Annotated in this window: 13 protein-coding genes; 6 read left to right on the top strand and 7 right to left on the bottom strand. The window is 41.6% G+C overall.

Annotated features, from left to right (window positions below):
• Window positions 1–53: 53 nt before the first annotated feature.
• The gene (locus BLW16_RS11195; protein WP_090556669.1) at window positions 54–533 is read right to left on the bottom strand and encodes an RNA polymerase sigma factor; all 480 of its coding nucleotides are present in this window, start codon (window positions 531–533) and stop codon (window positions 54–56) included.
• Window positions 534–881: 348 nt separating this feature from the next.
• Here BLW16_RS11195 and BLW16_RS11190 point away from each other — a divergent pair, with 348 nt between their 5' ends.
• From BLW16_RS11190 to BLW16_RS11180, 3 genes are read left to right on the top strand one after another with little or no spacing between them, the layout of a single operon-like run.
• Window positions 882–1,238: a hypothetical protein gene (locus BLW16_RS11190; protein ID WP_090556668.1), complete on the top strand. Its 357-nt coding sequence runs from the start codon at window positions 882–884 to the stop codon at window positions 1,236–1,238.
• A gap of 19 nt (window positions 1,239–1,257) precedes the next feature.
• The gene (locus tag BLW16_RS11185) at window positions 1,258–1,800 is read left to right on the top strand and encodes a YceI family protein (RefSeq protein WP_090556863.1); all 543 of its coding nucleotides are present in this window, start codon (window positions 1,258–1,260) and stop codon (window positions 1,798–1,800) included.
• A 2-nt stretch (window positions 1,801–1,802) separates the two neighbouring features.
• Window positions 1,803–2,780 (top strand): DUF5777 family beta-barrel protein, encoded by a 978-nt coding sequence (locus BLW16_RS11180; protein WP_090556667.1) that lies wholly within the window; start codon window positions 1,803–1,805, stop codon window positions 2,778–2,780.
• Between the two features lie 8 nt (window positions 2,781–2,788).
• Here BLW16_RS11180 and BLW16_RS11175 read toward each other — a convergent pair whose 3' ends face one another.
• The 5 genes from BLW16_RS11175 to BLW16_RS23955 all read right to left on the bottom strand — a co-directional run bounded on the left by BLW16_RS11175 (window position 2,789) and on the right by BLW16_RS23955 (window position 7,514).
• The gene (locus tag BLW16_RS11175; RefSeq protein WP_090556666.1) at window positions 2,789–3,979 is read right to left on the bottom strand and encodes a DUF1015 family protein; all 1,191 of its coding nucleotides are present in this window, start codon (window positions 3,977–3,979) and stop codon (window positions 2,789–2,791) included.
• 331 nt (window positions 3,980–4,310) lie between these two features.
• The gene (locus tag BLW16_RS11170) at window positions 4,311–4,898 is read right to left on the bottom strand and encodes a GNAT family N-acetyltransferase (RefSeq protein WP_090556665.1); all 588 of its coding nucleotides are present in this window, start codon (window positions 4,896–4,898) and stop codon (window positions 4,311–4,313) included.
• Window positions 4,899–4,991: 93 nt separating this feature from the next.
• Window positions 4,992–6,092, bottom strand: coding sequence for a PepSY-associated TM helix domain-containing protein (locus tag BLW16_RS11165; RefSeq protein WP_217631557.1), 1,101 nt, complete (start codon window positions 6,090–6,092; stop codon window positions 4,992–4,994).
• Between the two features lie 391 nt (window positions 6,093–6,483).
• The gene (locus BLW16_RS11160) at window positions 6,484–7,149 is read right to left on the bottom strand and encodes a GIY-YIG nuclease family protein (protein ID WP_090556664.1); all 666 of its coding nucleotides are present in this window, start codon (window positions 7,147–7,149) and stop codon (window positions 6,484–6,486) included.
• A 239-nt stretch (window positions 7,150–7,388) separates the two neighbouring features.
• The gene (locus BLW16_RS23955) at window positions 7,389–7,514 is read right to left on the bottom strand and encodes a DUF6717 family protein (RefSeq protein ID WP_394332020.1); all 126 of its coding nucleotides are present in this window, start codon (window positions 7,512–7,514) and stop codon (window positions 7,389–7,391) included.
• Between the two features lie 265 nt (window positions 7,515–7,779).
• Between BLW16_RS23955 and BLW16_RS11155 the strand changes: the two genes are divergently transcribed.
• Window positions 7,780–8,277 (top strand): hypothetical protein, encoded by a 498-nt coding sequence (locus BLW16_RS11155; RefSeq protein WP_090556663.1) that lies wholly within the window; start codon window positions 7,780–7,782, stop codon window positions 8,275–8,277.
• Window positions 8,278–8,289: 12 nt separating this feature from the next.
• On the opposite strand, the gene lepB is transcribed toward BLW16_RS11155, so the two are convergent.
• On the bottom strand, window positions 8,290–9,399 hold the full coding sequence (lepB, locus tag BLW16_RS11150; protein ID WP_090556662.1) for a signal peptidase I: 1,110 nt from the start codon (window positions 9,397–9,399) through the stop codon (window positions 8,290–8,292).
• Between the two features lie 212 nt (window positions 9,400–9,611).
• Here lepB and BLW16_RS11145 point away from each other — a divergent pair, with 212 nt between their 5' ends.
• Window positions 9,612–10,940 (top strand): glycosyltransferase, encoded by a 1,329-nt coding sequence (locus BLW16_RS11145; protein ID WP_090556661.1) that lies wholly within the window; start codon window positions 9,612–9,614, stop codon window positions 10,938–10,940.
• Between the two features lie 63 nt (window positions 10,941–11,003).
• Complete coding sequence (locus tag BLW16_RS11140) at window positions 11,004–13,646, top strand: TonB-dependent receptor (RefSeq protein WP_090556660.1); 2,643 nt, start codon at window positions 11,004–11,006, stop codon at window positions 13,644–13,646.
• Window positions 13,647–13,649 lie beyond the last annotated feature (3 nt).

Below are 13,649 nucleotides of genomic sequence, written 5' to 3'. Positions count from 1 at the left end.
TAAATCTGTTATTCACCATTTTCTATTTACATTTATATCATTAACAGGCAGATTCACTTTCTTATTAGATCTGAAGCAGTCAGCTTTTCCTGCAGCTTCTGTCTCGCCTTAAATAAGTTTGATTTCGAAGTACCCACAGATATTTTCAACAATTCGGCGATCTCATCATGTGAATAACCATCAATTGCATACAGGTTGAAAACAGTCCGGTAAGCAGGTGAAAGGCTCTGAACCAGGACAAGCAAATCCTGATAAGCCAGCTGGTCATATACTGCTGCAGCATTACCTTTATTCTCATAGATATCTATATCATCATGATCTGAAAACTTCAGGTTCATTCTGTAATGGTCTATTGCAGTATTGGTGATTATCCTTCCTATCCATGATTTGAAGGGCTTTGCCGGATCGTACTTCTCAATGTGTGTGAAAACTTTCAAAAATCCATCATTCAGTACATCTGCGGCATCATAATCATTCAGGGAATAACGTCTGCATATAGACATGCCGTAACTATAAAATTCTTTATAGAGCATGTACTGACTAGACCTGTCCTGCCGGATGCACCCGTTAATTATTGCCTGCAAATTGTTCTTCTGATTATACCCTGAGCCTCTCCTGCCACCAATACGGAGAAAATACTTATAAGGTTGCCAAACATAAAAAGAAATTTAATTACTCTACTTAAATCACTGTGATACAACAAATTATTTTCAGTAATCATTTTTTTTCGGCACAAAGGCAACCTTAACGATCTGCGTCCCGTAATCTATTTAATATTAAGACAAATATATTACCCGATTTAATTCAGGAAAGATGCGTATAAATTTCAGAAAAAATCTAATCCCTGCCCTGTATACTCCGTAAACTAATCTTCATATCATATGATCAAACAAAAAACACTTTTGGCAGGGATTACAATTGCCTACCTCCTCTTAGCAGCCTGCACAAAAAAACAGGCCGAAGAACTTAAACCTGCAGCGCCAGGTGCCCCCGTTACTGCGGTAAGTTACGCTACAGATATCGGCCCGCTGTTTCAAACCAAATGTAATGGTTGCCACGCCGCCGGAAGATCCGGAAGCAGTTCCTGGACCTTCAATGGATACAATTCGGTAGTATCCAATGCCAACAGAATTAACAATTCAGTACTTGTCACCAAATCTATGCCCTTAGGAGGCAGTCTGACTTCTGCTGAACTACAATCCGTAAAAGCCTGGTTTGACCAGGGCATGCCACAATAAATCCAGAAAAACCAAAACCATGAAAAGATCATTAGTAATTCTCTTTTGTGCACTGGCCAGCCTGTCTGCCCAAGCACAGAATATCTTCATCAGTAAAAGTGCCTCCATCTCCTTTTTCGCCAGCACTCCGGCAGAAGATGTAGAAGCAAAAAGCGATAAGGCAAACTCTGTTATTGATACCAAAACACGCAATCTAATTTTTAAAGTGAGCAATACCTCATTTGAATTTCCAAAGAAATTAATGCAGGAACATTTCAATGAGAACTATATGGAAAGCGATAAGTATCCGGTATCTACATTCAAAGGAAAAATCACTGATGCTGTTGACCTGACTAAAGACGGTACCTATAACGTAACTATAGACGGCAGTCTCGATATACATGGTGTGGTAAAAAACTATCAGACAAAGGCTACGCTGGTAGTGAGTAAAGGGACAATTAATGCTAAAACAGAGTTTAAAGTAAAGGTTGCCGATCACCAGATTAAGATACCTACCATCGTCTTTGCAAAAATTGCCCAAGTCGTAGATGTTCACATATCCGCTGTTTATCAACCTAAATAATTATGAAAAGACTACTACCCGCTGCAAAATATAAATGCCTGTCATTATTCATCCTGTTGCTGGCAGCATTACAAAGTTTCGGACAGGAAGACCTGGAGAAAGAACTCGGCAATACAGCGCCTAAACACGAAAAAGTACGTGCAACGTTTAAGTCTACCAAACTGATTAACGGGCATACCAATGAAACCATTTCCAGGAATGAGCTTGATTTCAGGATTGACCACCGCTTTGGCGATATTGGAGGTGATAATGGCGGCATCAGGCGCTTTTTTGGATTGGATAATGCAACAGATGTACGGATTGGATTCGAATACGGGCTAAGTGACCGGCTGAGTGTTGGTTTTGCGCGGGCAAAAGGAGCTACCGAGGTGCAGCAGCTATACGAAGGAAATTTAAAGTTCCGTTTACTGGAGCAAACTACTGATGATTATATTCCGGTTGCCATTACTTTATTTGGAAGCACTACAGTTACCGGCGTGAAAGCAGCTGAAGATCCTGCTTCTGCCATCGCCTATCGTAATTTCAGTGACAGGCTGAACTTTGTAACCCAGGTGATCTTCGCCAGAAAGTTTAATTCCAATTTCTCCTTTACACTCACTCCCAGTTATGTACACAGAAATTTCACCGCGTTCAGAGACCAGAATGACCTCCTTGCAGTGAGCGCCGGTGGCAGGGCAAAGATCACCAGGAGAATGGCTTTGATAGCCGATTATACAGTTCCGTTCCGAAATGGTGATGATAAGGATTACCTGAAACAGTTGAGCGGTGTTAAATACAGGAATACGCTTGGAGCGGGACTTGAAATAGAGACCGGGGGCCATGTTTTTAGCCTTAACTTTACAAACGCCACAGCAATAGAAGAAATGCAATATATTCCTCAAACTACAAGTGATTGGTTCAAGGGCCAGTTTCGATGGGGTTTCAGTATTTCGCGAAGGTTCTCATTCAATAAGAAAAATAAGGACACAGAAAAAAAGTAAGTTGCTGATCAGCAACTTACTTTTTTTAGTTTTCTCAACAGGAGTCCGAAAGGTATTTTCGGTTCTATCCAGGTTGATTTTGGAGGGAGCATTATTCCCTGCTGTGCAATTTCAATCAATTGTTCAGCATTCATTGCTGCCATAGTAAATGCGATGGCATGCGGGTTCTCCAGGAGGATCCGTTCGAGTTCCAGTACTGCCCCCGCCCCGCCTACTGGAATCAGGCGTTGGTCAGTACCGGGATTTTCGATATTAAAAAATGGCTTAAATACCATTTCCTGAAGTAAACATGCATCCGGCAGCTCGGTGGCATCTTTTAGCTTACAGGTCATGTTATACCATCTGCCGGCAATGAATAATCCAAACTCATGTTTTTTCATCGGAATCACCATCTCATTACGCTGTGACTTGGTCACCGAAAAGGATTTTTTCAGATCCCTGAAAACCTGATCGATGTAGATCTCATCAGAGGGAATGATCACACGGTGATATTCTTTGATCTTCAGCTGATCGCTCGCCAGATAAAACGAAGATATATAATTGAAATCGGTCGATTTGGAATCGAGCATTTGTTTTGTCTTCCTGTAATTTACAGCCGCTGCCAAACGGTGATGCCCATCTGCCAGGTACACGTGTTGTAATTCCGAAAAACAGGCGCTCAGTTGCTGAATCGTTTTCATATCATATACTGTCCAAATTCTATGAAATACTTTATTTGAATAATAAACGGAATTCGCTTCTGCCTGCTTAATTCTGAGAAGAATAGCCCGGATGGCGGCAGTAGGCCGGTGAGTAATGAGCAAAGGCCCTCCTTCCAATCCTACTTCGTCCCTGTAATTGATCAGACCTGAGGAATTGCTCTCCAGGGTCGATTCATGGGTCTTGATATGCCCGTTTTCAAAATCGTCCAGATCTGTTACCGCCCAGACTCCCGTCTGAATGGTACTTCCTTCCGTTATTTCATAGATAAATATACATGGGTGTTCTTCCTGGTAGAAATCGCCCGCACTGATCATTTTCGTAAGGTTGCCTATAATATGATCATTCGTTAATTCCTGGTTACCATCTTGTCCCTTGTCCAGTTTCTGTGCAAGGCTTCCATTGCATTTTCCAGATCCGGCAGAGGAACGGAGGGATAACATTCTATCAACGTAAACTTCCTGAGGCCGTAAGGCCATGAAGGGTCTGATTGTTGCCATAAATTGCTTAGCTTATCGTACAAGTTAATTACTGCATACACAGCCAATTGAGGCACTCATACAGGGATAATTTCCCTGTATCAAAATAGTGAGTTAATTGACTGGTCATTTGAAGGTTAGATTGGTTGTCTGCCTGCAAAGTTCAACAGAGATTATTTGATATTACTATACGCCTTCCACTAAAGAAAATTATACTGATTAACATCCGTCTCACAGAATAAACAACTGATTTTATAAACCCGAATTTTCCTTTGCAAAATAATGTTTCTTTAACACTGCAATAAAAAAGGTCAGGGCGTATTTAGTACACTAAGCGTTCATTATGTGCTGTTTACAGCTGCTGTTCCAGGCCCGATTTCAGGGAGCTAAACCACTCATCTCTCAATATGCTCAAAACAGCACTATTTCTTCTTCCAGCAAATCCGTCCGGCATATGGCTTCGCAATGTCCCTTCGACGGTACAGCCTATACTTTTCATTGCAGCCAGGCTTCTTTTGTTCTTGGCATCGGCTCTGAATTCAACCCTTTCCATTCCCAGTGTGCCAAAGGCATATTCCAGTAAAAGGTATTTACAATTCTTGTTCAGCCCTGTTCCCTGAAAACCGGTACCATACCAGGTATACCCCAGCTGCAGTGTTTTATAGGCGGCTTGTATATCGTAAAAGCGCGTTGAACCTGCATATGCTTCATTTAATTTATCATAAACAATAAATGGATAGGAAGTCCCTTTTGCTTTGTCATTCAGCACAGATGTGATATAGGATTTCAACTGCTCCGCACCAGCAGGCGAGACCAGTGAGTAACGCCATAGTTCTGGTTCATTTAAAGAAAAAGGTAATAAATAGCCAAAGTCTTCCTCAACCAGCGGCCGCAACAATACACGTTTATTTTCCAGGATAACCGGCGATTCAGTATTCATATGATAAAGATAATAAAGTTGGTGTTTCAACAAAGTATGAAACAGCGGAAACTACGCGAAGGAATATTTACAGATCAGGGCGATAAAGACAGATCAGGCAAATTGCTTCTTCTTTGTTTTTTTCTTCTTTTTCAGCCAGATGATCAGACCGGTGATGGGTAGGCTGGCAGAAATTAAACTGACTATACAGGCTACTATTTTTCCGAAAAGACCAAATAATTGTCCGGTATGAAGATCATAATTGGTAGATTCCAATTTATCTGACAGCTTAAAATCCTTAAACAGTTTATACCTCAACATTTGTCCTGTACCCGGATTAAAATAAAATACATTCTGATTTCTTGCCCATGGAGATGCATATATCATTCTTAAACGAAGATCTCCGGTCTTCCTGATGGATAATGCTGTTTCGCTGACACCCGGATATTGAAGCATAGCTTCTTTGTATAATTTATCATATCTCTGCGGAACACTGTCTGCTGAAAAGGATTTAGCAGCGGGTACTTTAACAGGCTTTGATAATTGATTGCCTGTTAAAAACGTAGCTCCGGTTTTAACACTGTCAAAAGCAAAATACAACCCTGAAAGGGCAATGACGATCAGGATTCCTGATGCATAAAAACCAAGAACGTTATGGAGATCGTAATTCACTCTCTTGAATGAGGCATTCCATTTTATGGTTAGTGATTGTCTCAGCAGGCGCATCTGGTCAGGAAACCATAAGATCCATCCGCTGATCAGCATAATCACAAAAATAACAACAGACCAGTTCATGATGAATTTTCCCGGTTCACCGAGCAGCAAGGTTCTGTGGAGGTCCTCTACGGTATCGAGCCAGTCGGTCTTTGATTTTTTTACCAGCGCTGCCGTGTAGGGGTTAAAGTAAAACACCTTGTTCTTACCGCTCAAAACTGCAACGGTGGCATCGGGGCGGTAATTATTTATTCTTATGCTGGTTATCTTCGCTTTATGACTAACCTTTTCAAAGTTTTTAATGATTGGAGCAAGCCCTACAAATGCTCTTTGCGCTAAAGGAACATAGAGCTTATCTTTTTCCGTTAAGTCCCTGATTTCTTTTTCGAAAACATACAAACAACCGGTAACACTAACAATAAAAACAACTAATCCTGTTGCCAGGCCAAGCCACAAATGGATTTGAAGGATTGCATTCTTAAATTTTCTGTTTTTTGCCATCAGGGTGTGCTAATCAGAGGCAAATATATACTTATTTAGATTTGATACAAATACTCATTGTAATAAGCGCAGGTTTCCATTAAGCATAATATTAAGAAAGTAGATTTTAATTGGGTAAAGGTTTCATCTCAGCGTATCAGATTAAACTAATTATAAATAGTCAGCAGTATTACACGTTTCTCTGTACACTCACCAATTATTTAACTTTTGAACACATAAACTTAATGTATCACACAAATAAATGGTATCAATAAATGTAGAAACTCATCATTTCAATATGGACGCTGCTAAACCGTGTAGAAATCCCGTTCTAAAATCATAGGAATTAAAACATACGGAGATAGACGGGCAAATACACCTGCCTGATAGGAAATTTAGAAGAATAGTAGATTTATACCGCTACCGTATCCGATTTAACTCTTAGATTTTTAAAAAGATATTCAGAGATCATATGTTTTTTCTCATTGATCTGGGTGAATTCAAATTGTTCTTCGCCTTCAGCGGCTGTCATTGCATCTTTGGCTTTATTATAAGAACATCTGTATAACTCGCCCCCATTCTGCAATTTTCCTTTTTCATACTGAGAAGACGATTTGTATTCACTAAGTTTTTGCTGGAACATCCGTTCAACCTTTCCCAAAGTTTCAGTTTTCGCCTGGAAGATCAATTCCCAATCATCAATATTTCCACTTTTAGTGGTGGCAATATTTAAGGTCTTAATCCTGTCTTTAACCTCATTTGAAGATCCCACTTTGATCAGGTGGTTCTTTTTAGATCCGGCTATATAAATATAACCTGTTTTATAAGTTCTTAATGCAAAAGGAATTCTGTCTGTATCTCCCTGCACAAAAATACCGTCAATATTTGTAAAATTATAATCACTATTATCCAAACATCCGCTAACATTATAAGCAATTACCTTTTCCGTCTCCAGCATTTTTTGCTTTAAATCTTCCGACCATCCTTCCCCATTGGCATCAATCAGCACTTCTTCCGAAATTTGGTGTTTTTTTATAAAATCTTTCTGCTCCTTAGTCAACGGCGTTTTAATAATCATGCTACAATATTACTCATATTAATTGGTATTCGAGGGATGAAAATATCAGAATGGCAAGGCCGGAAGCTGTGATTTTCAACTATTTTAGCAATAATTAACCTGAAATTACTATCGTTTTTCCAGAATCAGGACTGTTAATAAGGCAGGAGATACACTCAGGTTCATTTTATCCAGATTATTTTTTTTGATCGTCTCTTTTTTACTTACAGTATTTTCCTGTTTAAACGAATTAACAGAATTTAAAACTGAGGCTGTTCACTCATTTCCAAATAACACTCATCGCTGCTGCCCGCAACCTTATCCATCATGGTATCCGCACCTTTCACCATTTCCAGGTCTACGACCGGTTTAGTCCATTCAGGCAGATCTACATACCATTTTTGCGCTTTCGTCTTATAAATCTAAATGTTCTTTTCATGGAAGTGTGTAATACCACCGACGACTTCAGATTCCATGCCAACAATACCTTTGACCGTAAAATAGTTATTACCCAGAGCAAAAGCGCTGTAATCTTTCAAAATCTGAAATAATATGCCGCATTTAGGTGATAGGAGGCAATCTACATTATCTTGAAATTTACATTCTGATACCGGCATTGCCTGTTATTTATTAACCATTTAGCTATTACTTATGAACAAAACAGATAAAGAACGACTCAACGCGAGTAATATGTTTCATTATGAATCTCATTTTGAACCACTACCAGGATTCAGAACAAATTATAAATACACCATCAAAGTATGGTTAATCACAATTCTTCTCGGCACAACCCTTTTCTTTGCCATTAAATCCCTCACTGAAATGTTTAACTCAGAGGATTTCAGTGCATGGGGGGGCTCAACCATTTTTTATTATCTCATTGCTATTACACTTGCACTGATCCTTTCCATTCCCAGTGTATTATTATTTACCCTGGGCTACAATTTCATCTCAGGTTTTGTTTTCAGTTCCACCAAAATTAAGCTGGCGCTGTTTATTATCGGACAGGCACTTTGCTGGATATCTTTTCTCATTGCATTCGGACTAAACAATCAAGAAGCCATTATCAAAAACCTGGATGTGATTCTACCCTACACTATAGCAAATGCCTTCAGCATTTTTATTTGCAGGTTGAGTTCAGATTACTAAGAATCCTCCCGGTTATCTGATGGGCTTCAGAATTCTGTTCCACCTCACTTTGTTTAACAGGTTTTCTGCGGAGTCGATACTCAGCCAGGTGATCATCGCTTTACCGATCACATGATCCTCAGGAACATATCCCCAAAAGCGGGAATCCATGGAGTTATGACGATTATCTCCCATCATCCAGTAGTAGTTCATTTTAAAAGTGTAATGGTCTGCCCTTTTTCCATTGATCAGGATATCTGTACCTTTCATTTCCACCTGATTATGCTCATACAGTTCAATCGCCCTGCGGTATAATACCATTGTTGAGTCGTTCAGGAAAATAGTCATGCCTCTTTTGGGTAAGGTTAGCGGACCGAAATTATCCATGTTCCATTTAAACTTTTCGCTGTGCGGGAAGATCTCTGCATCATAATGCCCGGCAGGATCGATCACAGGAGTTACTTTTCTAATATAAGAATAACCTTTAAATTCTGCCAGGTGTGAAGCCGGGATAATCATCGTATAGGTACTCAGGTCACTCTGCCCGACGATCTCAATACCCAGGTCATGAAATATCTCCGGGTTAATAGTATTTCCGTCAGTTATCACTTCGTATGAAGTTTGCGCTTTCTCTGCATTAGGAGCTGCTTTTCCATTGATAAAGACCTGGGAGTTGACAATTGTCAGCACATCACCCGGCGTAGCCTGGCATCGCTTGATCAGGTTCGTCCTTACATCTACCGGCTTATCATATGACGGATCGGCCTCCTCTGGCTTGTTAAAAACAACGATATCACCCTTTTGTAGGGTTGAAAAGCCGGGCAGGCGGAAGTATGGCAGCTTTATCCCGTCCCAATAGGTTTTAACCTGATATTTGGTAATGGTGGATTCCAGAAATGGATTTTGAATAGGCGTAAAGGGCATTCTTGCACCATAACTGATTTTGCTCACAAACAAATAATCGCCCGTAAGCAATGTCCCTTCCATAGATCCTGAAGGGATGGCATAGGCCGAAAAAATCAGTCCCCTGATCAGGGCAGATGCAACCAACGCAAATATCAGGGCATTCAACCATTCACGTTTCTTCGATTTCTCAGGCTTGCTGCCGTCGGTTTTCTTGCTGAAAGGAAATTTTAATTTCATGTCAATAGTTTTAGTTATCCATTTGACTGTTAAGCAAAACAGATGTTACAAAATCCAGAGACAAAATGTCCACCCTGATAAAATGAGGGCGGGCACGATCTTTCATGCCGATATCGTACGGTATACCCTATTTCGGTGATAGGAGATCTTCTGTATTATTTCCAGATTTGAACTACAATCTATCGTGTCATTATTTAATTTAATATCTGGAGATGAATATCGTGAAGGAACAGTTAAAAGGAAAAAGAATCTTATTCGCTACCGTACCAACAGATGGTCATTTTAATCCGCTGACGGGCCTGGCAAAATATTTACAGCAGGTGGGCTGTGATATACGCTGGTATACCTCCGTTACGTTTGAAGACAAATTGAAAAGATTGGAAATTCCATTATATCCTTTTGAAAAAGCGCTGGAAATTAACCAGTCAAATTTTCTTAAACTATTTCCAGGCAGGGCCGGTATTACCGATGCTGCCGAAGTGATGGAGTTTGACCTGCATTATCTTTTAGGCAATATGGCAGGGGATCTATATACCGATATCCTTAAAATACATGAATCTTTCCCTTTTGATCTGATGATCGCTGACAGCTCATTTACGGCCATCCCCCTGGTAAAAATTAAAATGAATATCCCGGTCGTCTCTATTGGTGTTTATCCCTTACCGGAATCTGCAGCAAATCTGGCCCCCTACAGCATGGGACTGCCACCGGCAAAAAATGAAACTGAACTGCTGAACTATGCGGAATTACATAAGGAAGCTTTAAATAAAACATTCAAAGGATCAACAGACAGCTTTCATTCAATACTAGAGGAGCATGACATCCGGCTGGAGAGGTCCCTTCTTCTTGATCTGCTGGTAAAGCAGGCAAGTTTATACCTCCAGATCGGCGCGCCCAGTTTCGAATACAAACGTGTTGGTATGGGAGAAAATATCCGTTTTGTTGGTTCCCTGCTGCCTTATTCTTCCAATCACCAGAAAAAGCCCTGGTATGACGAGCGGCTAGAGCAATATGAAAAAGTCGTTCTGGTTACCCAGGGCACCGTGGAGAAGGATCCCGACAAGATCATAGTTCCCACGCTCGAAGCTTTTTACGGTACTGACACGCTGGTAATTGCAACCACAGCCGGCAATCAAACAGAAAAACTAAAGGAAAAATATGCAGCAAAGAACATTATTATAGAAGATTTTATTCCGTACGATGATGTCATGCCTTATGCAGGAGTTTATATCACCAATGGAGGATATGGAGGAGTGATGTTAAGCATCAGTCATAAATTGCCCATAGTCGCCGCAGGCCTGCTGGAAGCAAAGAATGAAATTTGTTCGCGTATTGGATATTTTAAATTAGGAATCGACCTGTCTACTGAAAGACCATCTCCGCAAGAACTGCGCAGCGCTGTTGAGGAAGTCATGGTAAACGGTCAATATAAAAATAATGCCACCCGTTTATCCATAGAATTGGACAGTTACCTTCCAACTGCATTATGTGCCAGTTACGTGGCTGAGCTGTTGCAGCAGCCAGGCCAATTAAAAATTTAATAGTGTCGAATTAACATTTATCCAAAAAATCAATATTATTTTAGTGGAAAATATTAAAATCTAATGACGCAATCCCGCTCCTCTGTATTATTTACTTTTATTTTTGTTTTCTGTTTCAGTTGTTTTGGGATTGCCCAATCACAAAAGGGAATTATTAAAGGAAAAATCAGTGGTTCCGACGGGAAAGCTCTTCCGGGGGCAATCGTTTCCCTGAGCGGCACCGCCTTAAATACCGCAACAGATGAATCCGGAAATTTTTTACTCCAAAATATTGTACCGGGCATTTATATGTTAAAAGTAAGCTATCAGGGCTACCGTCAGATCGTTTCGAAGGTAAATATAAAGCAGGGAACAACTGCCGTAAACCTAAGTCTTGAAGATGCCGGTCTTGCGCTCGGCGAGGTCATTGTCAGCACACAAAAAAGAAGGCAGACGAGCATCGAGGTCCCGATAGCCGTTTCCGCCCTAAGCGGAACCCAGCTTCAGCGGCTCAACATCACCGAATTTGATGCCCTATCACAATATATTCCAGGCCTCCAGATCCAGCTGCAGAGTCCCAATAACCCTGGTTTCGTTATTCGTGGTATTACATCAGATGATGGCGATTCCAGAATCCAGCCCAGGGTTTCCGTGTTTCAGGATGGGGTATCCATCTCAAAGTCACGCGGTTCAGCGGTAGAGCTCTTCGACATGGAGCGTATAGAGGTGATCAAAGGGCCTCAGGGCACACTCTTTGGCAGAAGTGCCCAGATTGGTGCGGTGCATCTTATTCAAAACAAACCGGCAGATTCTGTAAGCGGCGAGCTTAACCTCGGTTACGGAAATTACGCACAAAAGATTGCTAACGGATTTATCAATACTCCTATTGTTCCCGGAAAACTGCTGAACCGCCTGGCCGTAGCCTATAATGAAAGGGACGGCTTCATTTCCAATTTCTCGGGTGGCAGGCTAAACGGTAAGAACACCATTGCTTTGAGGGATATCATCCGTTATAAACCTGGTGCAAATACCACGGCCGACCTGATCCTGAACTACCAGTACGATAACTATCCAGGCACCGGCTTCAAAAGCAAATTGTATGCTCCTGCCGGAGGCGATACGGACCCAAATACGGCGGCAGACCTGGAACAGGGAGAAAACCTGTACATCAAACGCCATGTTTTCGGCCCTACTTTAATTGTGAACCATACCTTTTCACCGGCTTGGTCATTAACTTCAACCTCTGCATACCGCCATTTCAAGGCTGATGAATCTTTTGATGCGGATGGTACAGCGGCGCCGGTGTTATGGCTGTCAGAGATCTCAAAGGGGAATCAGCTGAGCCAGGAGTTCAGGTTCAACTACACTCAGGACAAGTTCTCCGGATTTATCGGAAGCAGCTATTTTTATGAAAATGGCTCGCAAAGAGTGCCTTTGCGTACCAATGAACAAAGCCTATATGTGGCTGCCGTACAGCCGCAGCTTTATCAGCAGTTCAGTACGCTGCTCGCAGGTTATCCCCAGTTGCCGGATGCATTTAAACAGGGGATCATCAATCTTTTCAGACCACAGCCCCTGCTGGTTAATGGCAAGCCGACATTGGTTCAGAAGCTTCCGGACCTGAGCGCACTTGCGGCCCTGCCCCTGCCTGCCCAGTATGCCCAGCTGGTACAGCTGCTTTCCAATGCCCCACTTCAGCTGATGCATGAAGAGGAAAGTACCAACTATGGAAAATCTACCGCAGCGGAAATATTTGCTGACGGAACATATAAAGTGACCAGCCAATTTTCGCTTACTGCGGGAATCAGGGGTACCTACGAAAACTTAAACGGTGCCTACCGGTCTGACGCCGCCTCCGGAAGCAGCGTACTTGGCTTACTGCTCAGCGGCTCACCAAACATCTTGTCTACGATTTCCAATGGAAAGATCTCGGCAAGCAAAGATTACTTTTCTTACGTCGGACGCATCGCAGCCAACTATATGTTTGACCGGAACAATATTTATGCAACCATCTCCAGGGGACGCCGGCCAGGGGTCATCGATATTACTCCGGAAGCAACCAATTTTTTAAAGCCTGAGATCGTGTGGAGTTACGAAGCAGGCGTAAAAGGAATTGTGGCTGGTACCAACATCAATTATGATTTTACAGCCTACTACTATGACTGGAATAACTTTCAGACAAGCAGCTTCCAGAATACCTCTGCAGGATTGAGATCGGTTCCTGATGATGCCGGTAAAGCCCGTAGTTTTGGCCTCGAGAGCAGCCTTCGCTACAACTTTTTTCAGCGCAGCAGCATATTTGCCAATTACGGATATATTGACGCTAAGTTTAGCGATAACAATGCTGACGGGAGTGCGCAGGAATATGCGGGGAATACCTTTCGCCTGACGCCAAAACATACTTTTTCTACGGGGCTTGATCTCAATTTCAATGCCGGAAAAACAAATACGATCTTTGTAAGACCAAGCTTCTCCTACAAATCAAAAGTGTATTTCGAGGATACCAACAGGGCTGACCTTAGCCAGAATGCCTTCGGCGTATTGAACGGGCAGATCGGCTACCGCATCGACAAAAAAAAATATTATGAAATTTCATTGTTTGGCAAGAATATCCTGGATAAAAAATACATTATTGATGCAGGAAATTCGGGTGATGCTATCGGCCTTCCAACCTTTATCGGCGGCCAACGCAACCTTTTTGGAATCATGTTAAAAGCCGGGTTTTAATTT

The organism is Pedobacter hartonius (genome assembly GCF_900107535.1).
Lineage (GTDB): Bacteria > Bacteroidota > Bacteroidia > Sphingobacteriales > Sphingobacteriaceae > Pedobacter > Pedobacter hartonius.
The sequence above is the reverse complement of the archived record's forward strand: the minus strand, read 5'-3'. Positions and strand labels throughout refer to the sequence as shown.

Coding starts and splice junctions, on each gene's coding strand:
- BLW16_RS11195 (WP_090556669.1), bottom strand. CDS start 533: ATGCTCTATAAAGAATTTTATAGTTACGGCATGTCTATATGCAGACGT.
- BLW16_RS11190 (WP_090556668.1), top strand. CDS start 882: ATGATCAAACAAAAAACACTTTTGGCAGGGATTACAATTGCCTACCTC.
- BLW16_RS11185 (WP_090556863.1), top strand. CDS start 1,258: ATGAAAAGATCATTAGTAATTCTCTTTTGTGCACTGGCCAGCCTGTCT.
- BLW16_RS11180 (WP_090556667.1), top strand. CDS start 1,803: ATGAAAAGACTACTACCCGCTGCAAAATATAAATGCCTGTCATTATTC.
- BLW16_RS11175 (WP_090556666.1), bottom strand. CDS start 3,979: ATGGCAACAATCAGACCCTTCATGGCCTTACGGCCTCAGGAAGTTTAC.
- BLW16_RS11170 (WP_090556665.1), bottom strand. CDS start 4,898: ATGAATACTGAATCGCCGGTTATCCTGGAAAATAAACGTGTATTGTTG.
- BLW16_RS11165 (WP_217631557.1), bottom strand. CDS start 6,092: ATGGCAAAAAACAGAAAATTTAAGAATGCAATCCTTCAAATCCATTTG.
- BLW16_RS11160 (WP_090556664.1), bottom strand. CDS start 7,149: ATGATTATTAAAACGCCGTTGACTAAGGAGCAGAAAGATTTTATAAAA.
- BLW16_RS11155 (WP_090556663.1), top strand. CDS start 7,780: ATGAACAAAACAGATAAAGAACGACTCAACGCGAGTAATATGTTTCAT.
- lepB (WP_090556662.1), bottom strand. CDS start 9,399: ATGAAATTAAAATTTCCTTTCAGCAAGAAAACCGACGGCAGCAAGCCT.
- BLW16_RS11145 (WP_090556661.1), top strand. CDS start 9,612: ATGAATATCGTGAAGGAACAGTTAAAAGGAAAAAGAATCTTATTCGCT.
- BLW16_RS11140 (WP_090556660.1), top strand. CDS start 11,004: ATGACGCAATCCCGCTCCTCTGTATTATTTACTTTTATTTTTGTTTTC.